The 20783-nt window shown below is 34.4% G+C and carries 18 protein-coding genes; 8 read left to right on the forward strand and 10 right to left on the reverse strand.

What is annotated here, in order from left to right; translation table 11 throughout:
* Positions 1 to 57: 57 nt before the first annotated feature.
* Both xerD and B0A67_RS12655 read left to right on the forward strand, forming a co-directional pair.
* On the forward strand, positions 58 to 954 hold the full coding sequence (gene xerD / locus B0A67_RS12650) for a site-specific tyrosine recombinase XerD (protein ID WP_072958937.1): 897 nt from the start codon (positions 58 to 60) through the stop codon (positions 952 to 954).
* A gap of 157 nt (positions 955 to 1111) precedes the next feature.
* A complete protein-coding gene (locus B0A67_RS12655; RefSeq protein WP_072958940.1) occupies positions 1112 to 2632 on the forward strand; it encodes a sensor histidine kinase in 1521 nt (506 codons plus the stop codon).
* Between the two features lie 82 nt (positions 2633 to 2714).
* Here B0A67_RS12655 and rny read toward each other — a convergent pair whose 3' ends face one another.
* The 3 genes from rny to B0A67_RS12670 all read right to left on the reverse strand — a co-directional run bounded on the left by rny (position 2715) and on the right by B0A67_RS12670 (position 5077).
* The gene (gene rny, locus B0A67_RS12660; RefSeq protein WP_072958943.1) at positions 2715 to 4277 is read right to left on the reverse strand and encodes a ribonuclease Y; all 1563 of its coding nucleotides are present in this window, start codon (positions 4275 to 4277) and stop codon (positions 2715 to 2717) included.
* 209 nt (positions 4278 to 4486) lie between these two features.
* A complete protein-coding gene (locus tag B0A67_RS12665; RefSeq protein WP_056246511.1) occupies positions 4487 to 4780 on the reverse strand; it encodes a cell division protein ZapA in 294 nt (97 codons plus the stop codon).
* A 6-nt stretch (positions 4781 to 4786) separates the two neighbouring features.
* Positions 4787 to 5077, reverse strand: a complete 291-nt coding sequence (locus B0A67_RS12670; RefSeq protein ID WP_072958946.1) for a hypothetical protein — start codon at positions 5075 to 5077, stop codon at positions 4787 to 4789.
* 180 nt (positions 5078 to 5257) lie between these two features.
* Between B0A67_RS12670 and B0A67_RS12675 the strand changes: the two genes are divergently transcribed.
* The 4 genes from B0A67_RS12675 to B0A67_RS12690 are packed head-to-tail and all read left to right on the forward strand — an operon-like array spanning position 5258 to position 10825.
* Entirely contained in the window at positions 5258 to 6952 is a 1695-nt protein-coding gene (locus tag B0A67_RS12675; protein WP_072958949.1) for a M23 family metallopeptidase, read from the forward strand.
* A gap of 12 nt (positions 6953 to 6964) precedes the next feature.
* A complete protein-coding gene (locus B0A67_RS12680) occupies positions 6965 to 9424 on the forward strand; it encodes a TonB-dependent receptor (protein ID WP_072958952.1) in 2460 nt (819 codons plus the stop codon).
* Complete coding sequence (locus B0A67_RS12685; protein WP_072958955.1) at positions 9421 to 10056, forward strand: hypothetical protein; 636 nt, start codon at positions 9421 to 9423, stop codon at positions 10054 to 10056. The genes B0A67_RS12680 and B0A67_RS12685 overlap by 4 nt, the downstream gene beginning before the upstream one ends.
* Before the next feature lie 46 nt (positions 10057 to 10102).
* Positions 10103 to 10825: a hypothetical protein gene (locus B0A67_RS12690; protein WP_072958959.1), complete on the forward strand. Its 723-nt coding sequence runs from the start codon at positions 10103 to 10105 to the stop codon at positions 10823 to 10825.
* Between the two features lie 275 nt (positions 10826 to 11100).
* On the opposite strand, the gene B0A67_RS12695 is transcribed toward B0A67_RS12690, so the two are convergent.
* From B0A67_RS12695 to B0A67_RS12720, 6 genes are all read right to left on the reverse strand, one after another.
* Positions 11101 to 11802, reverse strand: a complete 702-nt coding sequence (locus B0A67_RS12695) for a DUF2971 domain-containing protein (protein ID WP_072958964.1) — start codon at positions 11800 to 11802, stop codon at positions 11101 to 11103.
* A 131-nt stretch (positions 11803 to 11933) separates the two neighbouring features.
* Positions 11934 to 13763: an ABC transporter ATP-binding protein gene (locus B0A67_RS12700; RefSeq protein ID WP_072958968.1), complete on the reverse strand. Its 1830-nt coding sequence runs from the start codon at positions 13761 to 13763 to the stop codon at positions 11934 to 11936.
* Positions 13760 to 14800: a PDDEXK nuclease domain-containing protein gene (locus B0A67_RS12705; protein WP_072958971.1), complete on the reverse strand. Its 1041-nt coding sequence runs from the start codon at positions 14798 to 14800 to the stop codon at positions 13760 to 13762. Before B0A67_RS12705 ends, B0A67_RS12700 begins: the two co-directional genes overlap by 4 nt.
* Positions 14801 to 14806: 6 nt before the next feature.
* Positions 14807 to 16534, reverse strand: coding sequence for a phospho-sugar mutase (locus B0A67_RS12710; protein WP_072959346.1), 1728 nt, complete (start codon positions 16532 to 16534; stop codon positions 14807 to 14809).
* A gap of 129 nt (positions 16535 to 16663) precedes the next feature.
* On the reverse strand, positions 16664 to 17620 hold the full coding sequence (locus tag B0A67_RS12715; protein WP_072958975.1) for a glycosyltransferase family 2 protein: 957 nt from the start codon (positions 17618 to 17620) through the stop codon (positions 16664 to 16666).
* Positions 17621 to 17628: 8 nt separating this feature from the next.
* Positions 17629 to 18171, reverse strand: a complete 543-nt coding sequence (locus B0A67_RS12720; protein ID WP_072958978.1) for a DUF4199 domain-containing protein — start codon at positions 18169 to 18171, stop codon at positions 17629 to 17631.
* Positions 18172 to 18416: 245 nt separating this feature from the next.
* On the opposite strand from B0A67_RS12720, the gene B0A67_RS12725 reads away from it, so the two are divergent.
* Positions 18417 to 18668, forward strand: a complete 252-nt coding sequence (locus B0A67_RS12725; RefSeq protein WP_072958980.1) for a type B 50S ribosomal protein L31 — start codon at positions 18417 to 18419, stop codon at positions 18666 to 18668.
* Between the two features lie 177 nt (positions 18669 to 18845).
* Positions 18846 to 20021 carry a GlmU family protein gene (locus B0A67_RS12730; protein ID WP_072958983.1) on the forward strand — a complete coding sequence of 392 codons (1176 nt, stop codon included), beginning with the start codon at positions 18846 to 18848 and terminating at the stop codon, positions 20019 to 20021.
* 214 nt (positions 20022 to 20235) lie between these two features.
* Here B0A67_RS12730 and B0A67_RS12735 read toward each other — a convergent pair whose 3' ends face one another.
* Positions 20236 to 20679 carry a PepSY-like domain-containing protein gene (locus B0A67_RS12735; RefSeq protein ID WP_072958988.1) on the reverse strand — a complete coding sequence of 148 codons (444 nt, stop codon included), beginning with the start codon at positions 20677 to 20679 and terminating at the stop codon, positions 20236 to 20238.
* Positions 20680 to 20783 lie beyond the last annotated feature (104 nt).

Raw genomic sequence — 20783 nt, forward strand, 5'->3', positions numbered from 1 at the left:
AAGCCTTCCCTGATCTGGAAGGTTTTTTTATGTCTAAAAATGTTTTACTTTGTAGCTATGAACTGGAACCGCTATATAAAAGATTATCAGTCGTATTTGCGAATCGAAAGAGGATTGTCGAAAAACACAATCGAGAACTACGGTTTTGATATCGAACGGTTGTGTCTTTTTTTAGAAACGAATCAAATTGAAGTTTCTCCCTTGAAAATTTCAGATGAAACCGTGCAGCAATTTATATATGCGGTTGCTAAAGAAGTGAATCCACGTTCGCAGGCACGAATTATTTCAGGTTTAAAAAGTTTTTTTGGTTATTTGGTGTTCGAAGATTATAGAAATGATAATCCGCTGGAATTAATCGAAACTCCAAAAACAGGTCGTAAACTCCCGGATACATTATCAGTTCAGGAAATAGATTCCCTTATCGCAGCTATAGATTTAAGCACGAATGAAGGCGAACGAAACCGTGCAATTATAGAAACATTATACGGTTGCGGACTTCGGGTTTCGGAATTGGTTTCGCTAAAAATTTCTGATTTATTTTTTGACGAAGGATTTATTAAAATTACGGGAAAAGGAAACAAAGAACGTTTTGTGCCAATAGGAAAATTTACCCAAAAATACATACAGATGTATCAAAAAGATGTTCGGGTAAATCTAATCATAAAAAAAGGTTTTGAGGATACGCTGTTTTTAAACCGAAGAGGAAGCCAGCTCACGCGGGCGATGATTTTTACCATTATAAAAGATCTTGCGGTAAAGATTGGTTTGAATAAAAATATCAGTCCGCATACCTTGCGTCATTCTTTTGCAACTCACTTACTCGAAAATGGTGCTGATTTAAGATCGATTCAGTTAATGTTAGGTCATGAATCGATTACAACTACGGAGATTTACGTGCATTTAGACAGAAGTTTTTTAAAAGAAGTAATGCATTCTTTTCATCCCAGAAAATAATTTTGTGTGAAGACCTGTCGTTTTAGGTGAAAATTTAATATATTGTGTAATATTTTTTGTTAATCAGTAAATAAGAGAGATATAAATTAGGTCTTTTTTTGTTCTTCTTTGTTGAGAAATTATTTAAAATAATTGAATCTACATAAATAAGTGATATATGGTTTTTGATTTGTATGGAAATGAGAATTGCTTAGAGGTAAATAATTTTTACAGAAAGTTGTTTGCGGAAATGCCTGATTTACTTTTTCAGTTTATTATTGATTGTGATAACAATTACGCTTTTCCTCTTGTCAGTAAATCGGCTGATGAAATTTTCGAGCTTACTACTGATATGTTTTCAAATAATCCTAAACTAATTATTTACGATAGGATTTATCCTCAGGATCGTGATTTCTTTTTTCAGTCCCTCGTCAAAGCACGAAAAGACGTAATTCCGTGGGATATCGAATTCAGGGCCGTTTTGCCTAAGAAAGGATTGCGCTGGTTTAAAATTTCTTCTAAAACGGAACTGGCGGAGAATGGTTGTGTGAGTTTTTATGGACATGTCTCTGATATTACAGAATTAAAAGACAAAGAAGAAAAACTTCGTATATCTGAAGAACGTTTTCAGTTTGCTCTTGAGGCGGGTACAGCAGGAATCTGGGATTGGGACATGGTGACTAATAATGTCTTTTATTCGTCTTTATCATTAAAAATTTTAGAATTAGAATCAACAGATATTTTTGATGATCCGGAACGTTGGGACAAGATTGTTCATCCGGATGATTTGCCAAAATATTATTCAGATATTCAGGAGCATTTTGATAATAAAATTCCATATTATGAAAATTATCACCGCGTAATGACTTCAAACGGGAATTATAAATGGATTCTGGATCGCGGAAAAGTGATCAAAAGAGACGAAAATGGTAAACCATTACGAGTAATAGGAACGCACACTGATGTTTCTTTGCAAAAAGAAAAGGAGTTGGAACTCTTAAAAACAATGAAATTATACAGTGATCAAAATAGCCGACTGGTTAATTTTTCGCATATTGTTTCGCACAATCTAAATACTCAGGCGGGCAATATAAAATCTATTTTAGATTTTATTGATGCCGATGTAGAGAAACAAACGGTCAGCGAAATGCTGGAACATCTGCGAACAGTTTCTAATGATCTTAATGATACAATAGCAAATCTAACGCAAATTGTAAAAACACAGAGTAATATTAATATTGCAGTTGTGTCGTTACGACTTTGCGATTATATCGACAAGACAATCTCTGCAATCAAAGGATTTGACAAGCAAAAGAATGTAACGATAATCAACAACGTTCCGAAGTATGTGACTGTCAATTTTAATCCGGCGTATATGGAGAGTGTGTTGTTGAATTTTACAACCAATGCAATAAAGTATGCGTATCCTGATCGTGATCCGGTTATTGTTTTTGATTTTGCAATTGAGCCGGAAGGTTACAAATCATTAAAAATTACAGATAACGGTTTGGGGATAGATTTAAGTGTTTATGGTGAGCTGTTATTCGGAATGTATAAAACGTTTCACAAACACCAGGAAGCCCGCGGAATTGGTTTGTATATCACCCGAAATCAAATTGAGGCGATGAAAGGAAGTATTTCTGTTGAAAGTGAAGTTGGAGTAGGGACGAGTTTTAAGATTGTCTTTAATGATATTTAAAACAGCAATTTTAGATATATATCTATAAAACAACAAAGGCTATCTGAGAAGATAGCCTTTGTTGTTTTTATGTAAATTGAGATTACTTAGCGATATTAACCGCTCTTGTTTCTCTGATTACTGTTACTTTTACCTGACCCGGATAAGTCATTTCGGTTTGAATTTTTTGTGAAATTTCAAAAGATAAGTTTGCTGCATTGTCATCAGAAACTTTTTCGCTTTCTACAATTACACGAAGTTCTCTACCAGCCTGAATTGCGTATGCATTTTTTACGCCGCTAAAACCGTAAGCTACTTCTTCAAGATCTTTCAAACGCTGAATGTATGAATCCAGAACCTGGCGTCTTGCGCCTGGTCTTGCGCCTGAAATAGCGTCACAAACCTGAACGATAGGAGAAAGTAATGATTTCATTTCGATCTCATCGTGGTGAGCTCCAATTGCATTACAAACTTCTTCTTTTTCACCATATTTCTCCGCCCATTGCATACCTAATAATGCGTGAGGAAGATCACTTTCAGTATCCGGAACTTTACCGATATCATGAAGTAATCCTGCTCTTTTAGCCAGTTTTACGTTTAAGCCCAATTCGGCTGCCATGATACCACAAAGTTTAGAAACTTCTCTCGAGTGTTGTAATAAGTTTTGTCCGTAAGAAGAACGGTATTTCATTCTACCTACAACTTTGATCAATTCTGGGTGTAAACCGTGAATTCCTAAGTCGATAACGGTACGTTTACCCACTTCGATAATCTCGTCATCAATTTGTTTGGCTGTTTTAGCAACAACTTCTTCAATTCTTGCCGGGTGAATACGTCCGTCAGTAACTAATTTGTGCAATGCCAGACGGGCAATTTCTCTACGAACCGGATCAAAACAAGAAAGGATAATAGCTTCCGGTGTATCATCAACAATGATTTCTACTCCTGTTGCAGCTTCAAGAGCCCTGATGTTACGTCCTTCACGACCAATAATTCTACCTTTTACATCGTCAGATTCAATATTGAATACTGAAACGCAATTTTCAACTGCTTCCTCAGTACCAACTCTCTGAATAGTATTGATGATGATTTTCTTCGCTTCTTGTTGCGCTGTAAGTTTAGCCTCTTCAATAGTATCCTGAATATGAGACATTGCTTTGCTTTTAGCTTCGGCTTTTAATCCTTCTACTAATTGTTCTTTTGCTTCTTCGGCAGAAAGTCCTGAGATTACTTCAAGCTGTTGCAATTGACTTTTGTGTAGTTTGTCAACTTCAGTTTGTTTTTTGTCTAAAACTTCAATTTTGTTATTGTATTCCTGAGTTTTAGCTTCAAAATCATCGTTTACTTTTTTAGCTTTAGAAAGCTCATTTGATATTTGAGATTCTTTATCGCGTACTCTTTTTTCTACTTCTGCTACTTTTTTATCACGAGCTAAAATAACTTGCTCGTGTTCAGATTTTAATTCAATAAAACGCTCTTTCGCTTGAAGGATTTTGTCTTTTTTGATGTTTTCGGCTTCTAAATTAGCATCTTTTAAAATTGAAGAAGCTTCTTTTTTTGCGTTCTTGATTAGATTAGAAATATTGCTCTTTTCGATAATTTTAGCGATTGCAAAACCTGCTGCAATCCCTATAATACCTGAAATAATGATCGTTATGATGTCCATGTTTGTTAAAATTTATATATAAAAAAAAGCCTACATTAATTGCTTGAATAAACTCGTAAAGACAAGTTTTGAGCTAACTCACTGTTCAAGTTTCCAAGCCGAAGCATGGCATACTATAGTAGCGACGATTTGCTCATTCTAAATTGTTAGTGTTGAGTTTACCAATTGTGAACTAATGTAGGCAGTATCTTAGTTGTTGTAAAGAACGTTTAATTTTCGAGATATTGATCTAATAGCGAATTTAATCTTTTAATTCTTTCGATGGTTTCTTCGCCATCGATTGCGTTATCAATTTGTTTTTGTTCTACTTGTGATGCAAATTGCAGGGCACACATAGCCAGAACATCTTGTTTGTCACGAACCGCGTAACTTTCTTCGAATTGCTTGATCATAGCATCAATTTTTTTAGAAGCACTTCTAAGTCCTTCTTCCTGACTAGGTTCAACCGTTAATGGGTAAACTCTGTCTGCGATTGATATTTTAATTCTAAGCTTTCCGTCCATGTCTTTCTAGTCTGATAGTTGTGCTATACAGTAATCGATTTCGCGAATTAATGAATTTATTTTAAGCTTTGTCTCTCTCTTGTTATTGTCGCTGCCAAGTAATGAATTGGCGATCTTAAGTGTTTCGTATTGCTTCTTCAAAGCCTCCATTTCTTCAGATTGTTTCTGGATAATTTGCGCAGCTTTGTCTAGTTCTAATCGTAAAACCTGATTGTTTTTTTCCAAACCTTTTGATTTCTCAAAAAGCTTTTCAACTTTATATTCAAGAGTATCAATTATTTCTGCAATTACACTCATTGTAAAATCCTATTCATTACTTAATCATACAAAGTTAGTATTCCTTTTTATTAATGCAATTTTTTATCGATTTTTTTACATTAAAAATAACCAAATAAATGAAATTCAATCAATTGTATTTTTGTAGCTTTATACTCGGTTTTGGCTTCTTAATTTTTTATCTTAGCAAAAATGTTGCATATGAAATTCTCACTACTTACCCTGTTCTTTTGTCCGTTTATTTTTGCTCAAACCCAATATCCTAAAGAGGATTTCCGCGCACCGCTTGATATTCCGATGCAACTTTCCGGTAATTTCGGAGAGTTGAGACCCAATCACTTTCATGCTGGTTTCGATTTAAAAACCAATCAAAGAGAAGGATTAAGCGTACATGCAATTGCAGACGGATATGTTTCCAGAATCAAAATTTCGACTTTCGGAAACGGAAAATGTATTTATATAACACACCCAAACGGATATACTTCAGTCTACGGACATTTGCAAACTGCCGTTGGTCCAATTCAGGATTATGTTAAAAAAACGCATTATAAAGAACAGTCTTATGAGATAGAAATGTTCCTGAAACCAAATGAGTTGCCGGTTACAAAAGGGCAAATAATTGGACTTTCAGGAAATACGGGTTCTTCTGAAGGACCACATTTGCATTTTGAAATTCGCGATAGTAAAACCGAATTTGTTATTAATCCGATATTCTTCGGATTTGATAAAAATATAAAAGACACTAAAAAACCTACTATTTCGAGTGTGTATGTTTATCCACTTGATAATTCGACCGTCAATCAGTCTAAACAGCCTTTGCTGCTGAATGTGGCGCTTCAAAAAGATGGAACTTATCTGGCGAGTAAAGTAAAGGCAAATGGAAAAATTGGTTTTGGAATTTCTGCAGTAGATTATGATAATGTTTCGTTTAATAAAAACGGGGTTTTTAATGTCTCTACTTTTTTTAACGGAATTCAGAATTATAATTATCAATTCAATACCTATTCCTTCGATGAGATGAGATATGTAAATGCTTTGGTTGATTATGGACGGTATAAAAAATCGGGTCAGCGTGTTCAGAAACTTTTCATGAAAACGCCTTTTGCTTTGAGCATTATTAAAACCGATTCTCTTCGTGGTATTATTCCGGTCACGCCAAATTTAGCTTCGACATACAGAATTGAAGTTTCTGATTATTTCGGGAATTTAAGTTCTGTTACAGTTCCAATAGAATATGATGCTGCGACACCAATTGTAAAAGCAGTGCCTGTAACGTCAAAATATTTTATTAAAATCAATAAAGATGCTAATTTCGAGAAAGATAATATGTCGGTGTTTTTTCCTGCAGGAACTTTTTACGATGATTTTAATTTGAATTTTGATGTCAAAAACAACCGAATTTACATTCACGATGATACTGTTCCGGTGCATTCTAATTTTACCATAACAATTAAAGATGATTCATATCCGGAAGGGTTGAGAGAGAAACTTTTTATTGGAAGGTTTAGCGGAAACGGCTCTGGTTATAATGGTACAATCAGAAAAGGAGATGTTTTTACAGCCAAATCAAAAATATTGGGACAATTTGGCCTGGTGCTGGATACCATTGTACCCACTATTAGAATCGTAAAACCAATTCAGGATAAATGGATCAGTGATCAGAAAAAAATTGAGTTTGTTATTAATGACGCTTCATCCGGAATTAAATCTTATAATGGTTATCTGAACGGAAAATGGATTTTGTTTGAATATGAAAATAAGACAAAAAAAATTACCCATACTTTCGATGATGCACTGTTAGCGGAAGGAGCGAATGATTTAAAAATTGAAGTGATTGATAATGTAGGAAATTCTGCTATCTTTGAAACTCATTTTTTTAGAAGCCAACAAAAATAAAAACCAAAGCGCTTGAATAATAGCAGGATAATATTCGTTTTTCTCTTTTTATGCATTTCTTGTGTTTCATTTGCTCAGCAAGCTCATATTAAAGGCGTTATTTTAGACAATCAAAATCGTCCCGTAGCAGATGTTAATATTACATCTTTGGGAAAAACAACGCAGTCAGATGTAAATGGTTTTTTTGAAGTTGACGTGCCTTCGAATAAAAAAACATCGTTGGTTTTTACGCATATTTCATTAAAAATGATGAGTCTGACAGTGAGTTTAAAGCCAAACGAAGTTTTTGTTTTTAATCCTGTAATGAGTAATTATCAAGAGCAGATGGGAGAGGTTTTCGTGTCTTCCGGAAATAAAAAACGTGTTCAGGGAATTGCGACTATTGATGCAGCTACTATCAAGAAAATTCCCGGAGCCAATGCGGGAATAGAAAACATCCTGAAAACATTACCCGGCGTGAATTCAAATAATGAACTCAGTACGCAATATGCAGTCCGTGGGGGAAATTACGATGAAAATTTAGTGTATGTAAACGAAATTGAAGTCTATCGTCCGTTTTTAATTCGATCCGGACAGCAAGAGGGATTGAGTTTTACAAATACAGATTTAGTTCAGAATGTTGATTTTTCGGCTGGAGGATTTCAGGCCAAATTTGGAGATAAATTATCTTCTGTCCTGGATATTACGTATAGAAAACCAACTCAGTTTGGAGCTTCTTTAGAGGCAAGTTTACTTGGCGGCAGCGTTGCAGTTGATGCGGTTTCTAAAAATAAAAAATGGTCTTCCGTAACCGGTGTCCGTTATCGAAATAATAGTTTGCTGGTGAATAGTCAGGATACACAAACGAATTATACGCCTTCTTTTGCTGACATTCAGACGAATATCAATTATGATATTTCGAATAAATGGCAGGTGAGTTTTTTAGGCAATATTTCTCAGAATAAATACTTGTACGAACCTTTGACACGTGAGACGAAATTTGGAACTATAGATAAACCAATGTCGCTTGCAGTGTATTATGAAGGAAAAGAAAGGGATCAGTATGATACTTATTTTGGCGCTTTGAAAACCACTTATAAGGTTTCGAATGATTTTACGTTAAAATTTATAGGTGCATTATTCCATACAATAGAGCAGGAGCATTTTGATATTTTGGCACAATATCGCTTAGGAAATCTAACCGAGGAAGGATCGGATCAGGTCGATTTTACGCGCGGAATTGGTTCTCAGCTCAATCACGCCAGAAACGATCTTGATGCGTTGATCGCAAATGCAGAAATTAAAGGTTTTAAAGAATGGAAAAATGACAGCCAGTTAGAGTTTGGTTTAAAATATACCAGAGAATCTATTCGTGACAGAATTGTAGAATGGGAAATGATCGATTCGGCAGGATTTTCTATCAATCCTCCAATTGTTAATTTGCCTAAAAATAACCAGCCTTACGAACCTTATATCGGACCGCTTTTGCCGTATCAAAATGTTCGTGCCACAAACTTCAATACGATTAACAGATTTTCAGGTTATGCACAATACAATAAAAAATCAGCGATCGGGTCAAATCAGGTTTGGTACAATATAGGAGCACGTTTTCAGAGCTGGAATGTTTCCGGAGCAGCCGTTGAAGGGAAGGATCAAATTGTTTTTAGTCCGCGTGCGCAATTCGCGATAAAACCGGATTGGGATATGGATATGATTTTCAGGCTTTCGGGTGGATTGTACCATCAGCCGCCATTTTACAGGGAACTTCGTGATCTGGATGGTGTTGTGAACCCGAATGTAAAAGCACAGGAATCCGTTCATATTGTTTTGAGTAATGATTATAATTTTAAGATATGGAACCGTCCCTTTAAATGGGTTACGGAATTGTATTATAAGTCACTCTCGGATGTAAATGTATATTCGATCGATAATGTCAGGATCCGTTATATCGCCAATAATAATGCAAAAGCTTACGCGCAGGGGATTGATTTTAGACTGAACGGCGAATTTGTACCCGGAACGGAATCCTGGATTAGTTTTGGTTATTTGAAGACTGAAGAAAATTATGCTGACAAAGGATATATTGCAAGGCCAACAGACCAGCGTTTGAAATTTGCGATGTTGTTTCAGGATTATATGCCCAATATCCCGAGTGTGAAATTATACCTGAATCTGGTGTATAATACAGGTTTGCCAGGCGGAGCTCCGGCATATTCTGATCCTTATCTGTATCAGGGCAGGCTGAATGATTATCGTAGGGCAGATATTGGTTTTGCTAAAGTTTTTGTAGATAATAGTACCAAAGTAGCGAAAGCAAAATGGTTGAAGAATTTCAAAGAATTATCTGTTGGATTGGAGATTTTTAATGTTTTTAATAATCAAAACGCAATTACCAATACCTGGGTTCGTGATGTCTATTCTAAAAATCAATATGCGATTCCAAATTATATGACTTCAAGAGTTTTTAATGTGAAGCTAAATGCGAGGTTATGATGGAAAAACGTAAAAGACGAAAGAAAATTTTTTATGTGCCGGGATTGATTTCGTTGGTTTTTATACCTGTTTTATGTTTGGTTTTCTGGTATAAGACAGATGCTTTTAAAGAAGAAAGTTGTATTAATATCTCGTTTCCCGGAGAATCTCTTACTAAGCCAAATTTGTTGTCTTTTAAAAGAAATTATCAGGTTTTTAGTTTCAATAGTTCTGAGGTTGCATTGCATAAAGATTTAAGGAATCTTCAGGTTGCTTTAAAGAAATTAAATCGTGAAAATGATACGATAAATGGAGTTCGGATTCATTTAGGTAATAAAATGAAGTATGAAGTTTATATTAGGCTTCTGGATATTTTTGCAATTGAAGAAATGTCAAATTTCGAACAATATAATAATGATTTTTTTGTTGTAATGGTACCAAAGCCAAAGTATGATAAGAATTTACGAAAAATCGTTCCTATTACATGTGGTTATTGGGAAGCCAATAAAGAATTTTTCTTAAAAGAAGAGAAAGAAAAGCAGTTTCAATATGTTTTGGCGCTGTATAAAAAGTATTGGTTTATTTTTCTGGGTTATCTTGGCATCGTATTTCTGAATATCTTTGCCCTAGTAAAATTCAATAAAAGTAGATAATACAATCAAAAATACTATATTTGATATTCTAATATAATTAGCATAAATGAAAAATTCCTTAAAATATATAGCCTTAGCAATCATCGGAACATTAGTGAGTTGTAAAGATGAAGTGCAGAAACCAAAAGTAATTTATGATGGTGCTAATAAAACAAGTGTTGTAGCGAAAACGGATTCAACGCAGGTTGAAGTGGCAGATTTACCCGTTCAGATGACCGGAACTAATTATTTGATTCATCCTGTTGGTGATTTACGTGTTTTTGAAAAAGGAACTAAATCACGTTATGGGTCTTCGAGTGTCAATGATGTGAGTTTTACGATTTCTAATTTAGGCGAATTTGAAATTACGGGATATTTGCAAAACCTGAAATTTCAAAAGGTAGATTCAGATTCTATCCGACCATTAACCGATAAGCCGGCTTTGATATTGACTGCTACATATTTAAAATCAGTTGCAGACAAAACTCAAAACCAGGTTATGGTATATACTTTGGCGGATGCAGATACAAATAAAGATGGTAAAATTGACAGCAGTGATATTAAAACGTTGTATTTGAGTAGTATCAGTGGTGAAAATTTCACTAAAGTTTCTGAAGACTTTCAGGAATTAATAGATTGGAGCTTGATTGAATCTAAAAATCGTTTGTACTTTAGAACAATCGAAGATACCAACCAAAACGGGCAATTTGATAAAAATGATGTTTTGCATTATAACTACATTGATTTAGCTTCTAAAAAATGGGAAGTAAAAAGTTACAAACCTATCTAAGCTACTAAGTTGCTAAGATTTTAAAATAAAAGAAAAAGCCCTTTAAAAATTAACTGATTTAATTTTTAAAGGGCTTTTTCTTTTTATAATAAAAAAGAGCCGTAAGGCTCGATCCATATTGTAGAGCCGGACTTCAGTCCAGTTTGTATTAACGGTTAAAAAAAAAAGAATTTCGTTGTAATCAACATAAATCCGTTGGCACTACAATATAAATCATTTTAATTGGTGTAATCGGTGGCAAAAAAAAACTTAGAATCTTATTAGCTTAGGAAAATCTAAATCAATATATCGCTTTCCAGATCAGATTTTTCGATTTCAAAACCAAATCCTAAACGTTCTACCAATTCGATTACCAGTTTTTTGTACCAGTTTTCAGATTTGGGATGAATGTATATCTTTTCAATCAGTTGTTTAAGGTCTACATTGATTTTTAAGCCGTCATTTAATTTTATGGTACTTTTAGAAGTATCAGTAATAATGCGGACTTCACGCTCGTACTGAAAGCTTTTTCGTTTAAATAAAAACGGGAAGAACGAATCATCAAACGGAATATATTCTTTTTTGTAGTCGATATAATTAACCTCGCCAATATACTGATCAAAGTTGTTCTCCGGATTCAATGCTTTCTGCAGTCTTCCAATAGTAGACTGAATGGCTAATCCTTCGCTGTTTTGTGTAAAAATCTGCCACATGGCAAATGATTCATATTCGTTAATATGCCAGCTGCTTATGGCGACTTTCTCGCGATGTGTCTTATAGTAGTTTAAGAAGTCAGGATTGTCATTGGCCAGTTTTTTAATCTCTTCATAAGTTGGCTCGCTAAAAGTGCCTTCGTACTGATCTTCGAATTTATCAGAACGCGACATGAATAATTTCTTGGACAATAATAAATCGAGGAATTTAGATAAGTCTAAGTATTTCCAAACAATGGTATCCGGATCATCGGGAAGCTTTATATTCTGATTGTTGAGATACATTTTTTTTGTTTTAAGATTTATGCTAAAAAAAAAATAGCCACAGATTAGAAAGATTAAAATGATTTATTTCGTTAAAAAAAGAATCTGTGTTAATCTGTGTAATCTGTGGCTAAAAGTATGTTTTCTTTTATCTACGATTCAAAAGACTGCATGGTTACCAGTTTGTTGTAGGTTCCGTTGTGCGCAATCAACTCTTCGTGAGTTCCTTGTTCTACGATTTTTCCTTTTTGCATCACAACGATTTTATCTGCTTTCTGAATAGTTGAAAGTCGGTGAGCAATCACAATCGAAGTTCTGTTCTGCATCATATTCTCTAATGCCACCTGAACAAATTTTTCGCTTTCAGTATCCAATGCCGATGTTGCTTCATCCAAAATCATGATTGGAGGATTTTTTAATACAGCTCTGGCAATCGATAGACGTTGTTTTTGCCCGCCTGAAAGCTTGTTTCCGCTATCACCAATATTGGTATAGATTCCTAAAGGTAAATCCTTAACAAACTCAAAAGCATTCGCAATTTTCAAAGCTTCAATGATTTCGTCATCTGTAGCATCTAATTTTCCTAACGAAATATTTGCTTTTATAGTATCGTTAAACAAGATGCTGTCCTGAGTTACTAATCCCATCAGGCTGCGAAGCGATTGTAAATTCATGTCTTTGATGTTAATGCCATCAATAGAAATTGTGCCGTCATTTACATCGTAGAAACGCGTCAATAAGTTAGCAATCGTACTTTTTCCACTTCCGGATTGCCCCACAAGAGCAACCGTTTGACCTTTTTTAATGGTAAGTGAAAAGTCTTTTAAAACCGTTTCGTCTTCATATTTAAAGTTCACATTCTGAACGCTGATGTTGTCATCAAAAGACGTTTTTTCGATCGCATTTGGTTTAGATACGATAGTGTTTTCTTGTTCAAGAACTTCAAGAACACGTTCTGCTGCGGCATTACCTCTTTTTACTCCGTAAGAAGCTTTAGAGATTGCTTTTGCGGGCGTTAAGATGTTGTAAGCCAGTCCCATGTAAGCAATAAATGAAGGGCCGCTTAATGTTTTGTCAATCAAAACCATTTGTCCGCCGTACCATAATAAAATGGCGATAACCGTAATTCCCATAAATTCACTTGCCGGAGAAGCTAAGTTTTGGCGATTGCCAATTGAATTTGATAAATTGAAAAATCGTTCTGTTGAATTTTGAAAAACGGTGTTAAAATAATTTTCAGAATTGTAGCCTTTTACCACTTTCAGTCCGCCAATAGTTTCTTCGATAGTAGATAAAAAAGCACCTTGTTCCTCTTGCGCTTTTGTAGATTGTTTTTTAAGCTGTTTTCCGATTAATGAAATGATGTAGCCAGAAATCGGAATAAAAATAAAAACAAATAACGTTAGTTTCGTACTGATAAGCAGCATTGTTGTTATAGTGAAAATTATCGTTAAGGGTTCTTTTACGATAAGTTCTAATATGGCTAAGAATGAGTTTTGAACCTCATTGACGTCAGCAGAAATTCTTGAGATAACATCTCCTTTTCTTTTCTCAGAATAAAATGCCAAAGGCAGTTCAAGTGTTTTTTTGTACATAGCATTTCGCATGTCTTTTAAAACGCCATTTCGTAAAAAAGTGATGAAAAACATCGCCAGATAATCTGCTAAGTTTTTTAATAAGAAGATCGAAATTATAATGGTTACCATGATGGCTAAAATAAAACCCGGATCATGATCACCTTTTGTTGTGGTGATGTAATAGCTCAAATAATCTTCACCGTATTTCTGGAGTTTTAAAATTCCATGGTATACAGGTTTTACTCTGTTCTCTTTTGTCTGGTCGAATAAAACCTGAAGCATTGGTATTAAGGCCACAAACGAAAGTGTGCTAAAAAGTGCATACAGGATATTAAAAAATATGTTTAAGAACGCATACTTTTTATAGGGATATATAAAAGGAACTATTTTTTTGAAATTACTCATTTATTATGGATGTTATTTTCTGCTATGGCAATGGCTCTTTCGAGTTTTTCCAGCAATAATTTTTTTTCTGGTAATTGGGTTAAATAAGCGGAGACTTTAATTTGTTCGTCATTGTCCAGCATTAAATAATTAATTTGTTCAGGAGATTTCTCACTACACAAAATTAATCCAATTGGTTTGTTTTCGCCTTCTTTTTGTTCGTTTTTCTCCAGCCAATGAAGATAGAGCTCCATTTGGCCTTTGTATCCGGCTTTAAATTTTCCTAGTTTTAGGTCTATGGCAACCAATCTGCGTAAGCCCCGATGATAGAAGAGTAAGTCGATATAAAAATCTTCATCATCAATTGTTATTCTTTTCTGGCGTGCAAGAAAGGCGAATTCACTGCCCATTTCAGTAATGAAATTTTGTAATTGAGCCAGAATAGAGCTTTCCAGATCTTTTTCAGAATAGCTGTCGTGAAGTCCCAGGAAATCTAAAAAGTAAGGATCCCGAAAAGTTAAATCAGGACTAATTTGTTTTTCGTTTTTTAATGACGTCAGATCATTCAGGATGGTTGCTTCGGGCTTTTTGCTAATGGCAGTTCTTTCAAAAAGCATACTGTCAATGCGCTCCTGTAAAGTTCTCACGCTCCAACGTTCATGAACGCTCATTTGAATGTAAAACTCGCGTTTGACGTTACTTTCAATTCCTAATATTGAATACAAGTGTGACCAACTCAATTGTGCAGACACTGTCTGCACAATTGTATAGTCTTGAAAAACAGTGCTTAGCTTTATGAAACTATGTATATTTCTTTTGCTAAATCCCGTTCCATATCTTTTTGATAATTCTGAACTTAAGCTTTGAATTGTTTTCTTCCCATAATCGGCACGATCATTTTTTAGAATTTCTTCATTAATGGTCTTTCCAATTTTCCAATACAACAGCGTTAATTCCTGATTCACCGTTTTGGCAACAAAATGACGGGTGTGATCTATTAATCCTATAATGGAATTTAATAGTTCAGGCTGATCATTTGTTTCCGGTTTATCACTCATTCTTTATTATTTCAATTGCATTCCTGCAATGATGTTTTGTATTTTTTCGTCTAAGAAACTTTCAGCGGCATCAAAATTAGCAACGGAGTCTAATTCTGCATTTACACTAATGTAGAATTTAATTTTAGGCTCCGTTCCGCTTGGTCTTGCGCAAATTTTAGAACCATCCTCAGTATAATAAATCAATACGTTAGATTTCGGAATCTCCATAGTTGATTCTTCTCCGGTCAATAAGTTTAAGGCGATCGATGATTGATAATCTTCCACCATAATTACACGTTGTCCGCTGATTTCTTTCAAAGGGTTTTCGCGTAAATCAATCATCATCTGATTAATTTCCTGCAAGCCTTCCATTCCTTTTTTCGTCAAAGAAACCAAATACTCTTTATAGAAACCATTTTCAACATAAAGTTGCAAAAGTTCTTTGTAAACACTGCTTCCTGCCGCTTTTGCCTGAGCTGCAACTTCGCAGATCAATAAAGTAGCCGCAACAGCATCTTTGTCTCTGACAGCATCGCCTACCATAAAACCAAAGCTTTCTTCACCACCTCCGATAAATTCGAGTTCCGGAAAATCCTTGATCATTTTAGCGATCCATTTAAAACCGGTCAAGCCAACTTTGCATTCAACACCATAACTTGTGGCCAGTTCCATCATCATTGGTGTCGATACTATTGTAGAACCTACGAATTGTTTTCCGTTGATTTTGCCTGCTTTTTTCCATTGTTTCAATAAGAAAGAAGTCATTAGAATCATGGTTTGATTTCCATTAAGTAAAATCATTTTGCCATCATTATTTCTAACGGCAACACCAAGACGGTCGCAATCAGGATCAGTTCCTACAACAATATCAGAATTGGTTTTATCTGCCAAGGCCAAAGCCATCGTCAAAGCTTCCGGTTCTTCGGGATTTGGTGATTTTACCGTTGGGAAATCCCCATTTGGCTCTGCCTGTTCCGGAACAATATGCACGTTTGTATAACCTGCTTGTGATAAAGTATCAGGAATTGATTTTATAGAAGTTCCGTGCAGCGAAGTAAAAACAACCTGTAAGTCGTCTTTGGCAGCAGCCGGAGTACTAAAACTTGCATTTTCGATAGATGATTTTATAAATGCTTTGTCGATTTCAGTATCAATATATTCAATCAGCTTCTCGTTAGCGTTGAATTTGATTTTATCATAATCTAAATTTTCGATTACATTAATAATTGCAGCATCTTCAGGAGGAACAATTTGTCCGCCATCTTCCCAATAAACTTTGTATCCGTTGTATTCCGGCGGATTATGGGATGCGGTAAGTACGATTCCGCATTGGCAGCCTAAATATTTAAGAGCAAAAGATAATTCAGGAGTAGGACGCAAATCCGAAAATAAATAAACATGAATTCCGTTTGCAGAGAAAACATCAGCAACCACCTTGGCTAAAGTATTACTGTTATGGCGGCAATCGTAAGCAATAACTACTTTTAAAGGTTGATTTGGAAAAACCTGATGTAAATAATCAGACAATCCCTGAGTGTTTTTTCCAAGTGTATATTTGTTGATTCTATTGTTTCCAACGCCCATAACACCGCGCATTCCGCCAGTCCCGAATTCCAGGTTTTTATAAAAACTTTCCTCAAGTTCCTTTGGCGATGTAGTCATTAATTCCTTAACCGCAGCTTGTGTATCGTTGTCAAATGTAGGAGTTAACCATTCGTTTACAGCATTTAGGATATTAGGTGCTATATTCATCATTCGTATCTTTTTATATTTAAAATAATAATAATTTTCAGGAGCTATTCCTGCTATCATTCCAATCTTTTTTATCCGCAGTGGCAGATAAAAAAGGATTTTCCCTTCTATCAGGGCTAGGGCTTCGTGTTAGAAATTAACCTCTCGGGCAACTTTGTAACGGGCTTCGTTGTTTTTAGTTCTCAAAATGATCTCTCCGAGAAAACCGGCCAGAAACAATTGAGTTCCTAAGATCATTGTTGTCAAAGCAATAAAAAACCAAGGATTGCTGGTGATTAAACTATATTTCATTCCGTTGTACATATGGTATAATTTCGAAATTCCGATATAACCCGCCAATAGAAATCCAATGATAAACATTAAAGAACCCATTGCGCCAAATAAGTGCATTGGTCTTTTTCCGAATCGGGACAAAAACCAAATCGTAATCAAATCCAGAAAGCCGTTTATAAAACGTTCCATTCCAAATTTGGTTTCACCATATTTACGGGCCTGATGAATAACGACTTTTTCACCAATTTTATTAAAACCGGCATTTTTTGCCAAAACCGGAATGTATCGGTGCATTTCGCCCGAAACTTCGATGTTTTTTACAACTGTATTTTTATAGGCTTTCAATCCGCAATTAAAATCATTCAATTCAACTCCGGAAGTTTTTCTGGCCGCCCAATTGAATAATTTAGACGGAAGGTTTTTCGCCACAACAGAGTCGTAACGTTTCTTTTTCCATCCTGATACCAGGTCAAACTTTTCTTTGGTGATCATTTCGTATAATCCGGGAATTTCGTCCGGACTATCCTGCAAATCGGCATCCATTGTAATGATAACATCACCTTGCGCTTTTGCAAAACCAGCGTGCAAAGCCTGTGATTTTCCAAAGTTCTTCATAAAACGAATTCCCTTTACATTGGGGTTTTCGTTAGAAAAACTTTCGATAATGTTCCAAGAATCATCTGTACTGCCATCATCTACAAAAATGATTTCATAAGAGTAATTGTTAGATTGCATCACTTTAATAATCCACGAATAGAGTTCTTTTAGTGATTCCTCCTCATTTAGAAGCGGTATTAGTATAGATAAATTCATTTAATTTTTTATAAACTTTGAGGATTGTTGTTCTTTATAATTGCTCCTATAAGAGATGAATATAATAATCCAAAGAATGAGTACATAACAAGTGTTACAGGGAAAACAATAAACGGGTTCATGAATTTCTTGATCATTTCGACTCCCATCTCCATTTCTTTGGCCGTCATTTCAGGATTTTTAGCCAGCATTCCTTCTTTCGAAATGTCAATCATTTCGTTTATGAACTCAGGGAAAATGAAATTAAATATAACACTAAACGCTGCATAGACAAAAGCAGCAACAAATGTAATCGAAATTCCAATTTTTAAACATTCACTGAAAGAAATGAAACCGTTATTGACATTTTTCTTATAGTTAGTACAACCTATATATATAAACAGGATTGGTAAAATAAGATAGTTGGCTATGTTTACAATTGATCCGGCACTAGAATTTACTAGTGATTTCATCCCAATTACATACATAATAACGAATTCTAAAACCATGATGACGCCAAACAAAACACCATATATAATTGATGATTTAGCAGGAGAAGTATTTTTTTCCATAAAACGATGATTTATTAATCCACAAATATAGCAATTCCCAATATATTGAGAGAGAAAAAAAGCTTTTTGAATTTTGCTAAAAAAAGTGTACTAAATGTTTGTTTATTAAAAAAGAATTGTAAATTTGCACACTCAAAAATAATTAAATTTTTAAACAAAAAAAGAGTATCCTTTGTTTACACCTTTTTCTAACCACGAAAAAGCTTCAAAATGAAAATGCTCTAAACAATAAATAAAAAGAAAAGATGAAAAAAGGAATTCACCCAGAAAATTACAGATTAGTTGCATTTAAAGACATGTCAAATGATGACGTTTTTATCACTAAATCTACTGCAGATACAAAAGAAACAATTGAAGTTGACGGAGTTGAGTATCCAGTTGTAAAAATGGAGATTTCTAGAACATCTCACCCTTTTTATACTGGTAAATCTAAACTTATCGATACTGCAGGACGTATTGATAAATTCAAAACTAAATATGCAAAACACGCTAAATAATAAAAGCTGTTTTTACTTATATAAAGCCTTCCAATCGGAAGGCTTTTTTTTATGTATTTTTTCTCCATTTTAATATTAATTTAGTAAAGAATGCGTTTTATGAAACAAATAAAATATTTGTAACTTTGATCCCGATAACCAAATCAAGATTTTAACAAGTTTCCAAATTTAATATTTATGAATTACATTCTTTTTGACGGTCCCGTCCGGAATGCTTTGTTACCTTTCACTTTTACACGACCTGTTGCTGATATTTTAATCGGAATAATGACAATTCGCCAGAAATGGGAAGCGCGTTTAGGTTCGACCATAACAACTATTACCGAAGATTACTTATCAGCCAAATTCCCGATGGTGGAAATGGAAGAAAACGTGATGATCAATGCGGCATATTTACCAAATGATATACTTGCAGAATTAGTTTCTGATTTAAAAGAAAATCAGGCCATTTTTAAAGGCGATGATGTGATCGCTTTTTTTACAACAGAAAATCAGGAAGAAGTAGATTTTGATTCTTACGAAATCATTCAATATAACGGAGATGCTCTGACTGTAGAACATACCTGGGATATCTTTTCTAAAAATGATGCGGCAATTCGTGAAGATTTTATTTATTTGACCGAAGACAGAAAATCGCAGCCAATACCGAAAAGTGTAAATGTTATTGCACCTGAAAATGTGTTTATTGAAGAAGGGGCAAAATTAGAATTTGTTACCCTGAATGCTTCAGGCGGACCTATATATATAGGTAAGAACACTGAAATCATGGAAGGAACCGTAATTCGCGGCCCTTTTGCTTTGTGTGAGAATGCATCAGTAAAATTAAATGCTAAAGTGTATGGAGCGACAACTGTTGGTCCAGGATCAAGAATAGGAGGAGAAGTTAAGAATTCAGTTCTGTTTGCCAATTCAAATAAAGGACATGATGGATTTTTAGGTGATTCTGTTTTGGGAGAATGGTGTAATATCGGTGCAGATTCTAATAACTCAAACCTGAAAAATAATTACGAAGAAGTAAAATTATGGAGTTATGAAACAGAAGGTTTTGCTAAAACCGGACTTCAGTTTTGTGGTTTAATGATGGGAGATCATAGTAAATGCGGAATTAATACGATGTTTAATACCGGAACTGTAGTAGGAGTGAGTACTAATATTTTTGGAAGTGGTTTTCCTCGCAATTTTGTTCCTAGTTTTTCCTGGGGTGGAGCAGCGGGTTTTACCACTTATGTAACTAAAAAAGCGTTTGAAACTGCAAAATTAGTTATGGGAAGAAGAAATATAGATTTCGACGAAACAGAATCAGCCATCTTAGAACACATTTTTGAGGAAACTAAAAAATGGCGAAAAGACTGACTTAATTAGATAATAAGTCAGTTTAATAATGAGATAATATAGCAAACCCGATAAGTTTTTAAAACTTATCGGGTTTTGTTTGTGCATTTTTTGCCACAGATTATATGATTAAAAAATATTTTTTTGAAAAGGCTATATTTTTTTTAGAGAAATAATCAGTGATAATCCTTTAATCTGTGGCTGAAAATATTATGTAAAGTCTTTAAGTTAGATACTATTTATCGAGTTTGGTAAAATCTCCTTTTAAGTTGAATTTTAATTCTAAACCGTTGCTTAGTTTTGTTTCATAACCAAAAGTTCCTATTTCTATCTTGGTTATTTTTTCTTTAGGAAAATTAGTTTTTACATACGAAGCAATTTTTTTCGGGATAATAGAGGTGGGGATTTTAGCGCCTTTTCCATCTACTTCTTTCCAGTTTCCTTTTTTGTCAAATTCAATTTCTAGTTTGTTATCAAATTGAACGTTATATTCTGTAGAAAGAATTTCTTTGTCTTGTAGTACGTAACTAGGTTTTTTTGATCCAAAGTGAGTCTTTAAAAAAGTTTGGGCATTTGCCGGCAAAGCTTCTTTTTTAATTACTGTTTTTTGTGCATTTGCAGAAAGCCCAAATAGTAATCCTGCAATTAGGCAAATGGTCAGGTTTAATTTCGTTCTCATATTTTGCTGATTTTTAAATTCTTATACAAGGTATAATTAAATTTTGAAAATATGTAGGAATATTGGCGTAAATTAAAATACCAAATGGTTTCTGATATTATTCA

Source organism: Flavobacterium aquidurense, from assembly GCF_002217195.1.
Lineage (GTDB): Bacteria > Bacteroidota > Bacteroidia > Flavobacteriales > Flavobacteriaceae > Flavobacterium > Flavobacterium frigidimaris.

What these genes read in the sequence shown, in the direction of transcription:
- xerD (WP_072958937.1), top strand. Translation starts at nt 58, where the DNA reads ATGAACTGGAACCGCTATATAAAAGATTATCAGTCGTATTTGCGAATC.
- B0A67_RS12655 (WP_072958940.1), top strand. Translation starts at nt 1,112, where the DNA reads ATGGTTTTTGATTTGTATGGAAATGAGAATTGCTTAGAGGTAAATAAT.
- rny (WP_072958943.1), bottom strand. Translation starts at nt 4,277, where the DNA reads ATGGACATCATAACGATCATTATTTCAGGTATTATAGGGATTGCAGCA.
- B0A67_RS12665 (WP_056246511.1), bottom strand. Translation starts at nt 4,780, where the DNA reads ATGGACGGAAAGCTTAGAATTAAAATATCAATCGCAGACAGAGTTTAC.
- B0A67_RS12670 (WP_072958946.1), bottom strand. Translation starts at nt 5,077, where the DNA reads ATGAGTGTAATTGCAGAAATAATTGATACTCTTGAATATAAAGTTGAA.
- B0A67_RS12675 (WP_072958949.1), top strand. Translation starts at nt 5,258, where the DNA reads ATGAAATTCTCACTACTTACCCTGTTCTTTTGTCCGTTTATTTTTGCT.
- B0A67_RS12685 (WP_072958955.1), top strand. Translation starts at nt 9,421, where the DNA reads ATGATGGAAAAACGTAAAAGACGAAAGAAAATTTTTTATGTGCCGGGA.
- B0A67_RS12690 (WP_072958959.1), top strand. Translation starts at nt 10,103, where the DNA reads ATGAAAAATTCCTTAAAATATATAGCCTTAGCAATCATCGGAACATTA.
- B0A67_RS12695 (WP_072958964.1), bottom strand. Translation starts at nt 11,802, where the DNA reads ATGTATCTCAACAATCAGAATATAAAGCTTCCCGATGATCCGGATACC.
- B0A67_RS12700 (WP_072958968.1), bottom strand. Translation starts at nt 13,763, where the DNA reads ATGAGTAATTTCAAAAAAATAGTTCCTTTTATATATCCCTATAAAAAG.
- B0A67_RS12705 (WP_072958971.1), bottom strand. Translation starts at nt 14,800, where the DNA reads ATGAGTGATAAACCGGAAACAAATGATCAGCCTGAACTATTAAATTCC.
- B0A67_RS12710 (WP_072959346.1), bottom strand. Translation starts at nt 16,534, where the DNA reads ATGAATATAGCACCTAATATCCTAAATGCTGTAAACGAATGGTTAACT.
- B0A67_RS12715 (WP_072958975.1), bottom strand. Translation starts at nt 17,620, where the DNA reads ATGAATTTATCTATACTAATACCGCTTCTAAATGAGGAGGAATCACTA.
- B0A67_RS12720 (WP_072958978.1), bottom strand. Translation starts at nt 18,171, where the DNA reads ATGGAAAAAAATACTTCTCCTGCTAAATCATCAATTATATATGGTGTT.
- B0A67_RS12725 (WP_072958980.1), top strand. Translation starts at nt 18,417, where the DNA reads ATGAAAAAAGGAATTCACCCAGAAAATTACAGATTAGTTGCATTTAAA.
- B0A67_RS12730 (WP_072958983.1), top strand. Translation starts at nt 18,846, where the DNA reads ATGAATTACATTCTTTTTGACGGTCCCGTCCGGAATGCTTTGTTACCT.
- B0A67_RS12735 (WP_072958988.1), bottom strand. Translation starts at nt 20,679, where the DNA reads ATGAGAACGAAATTAAACCTGACCATTTGCCTAATTGCAGGATTACTA.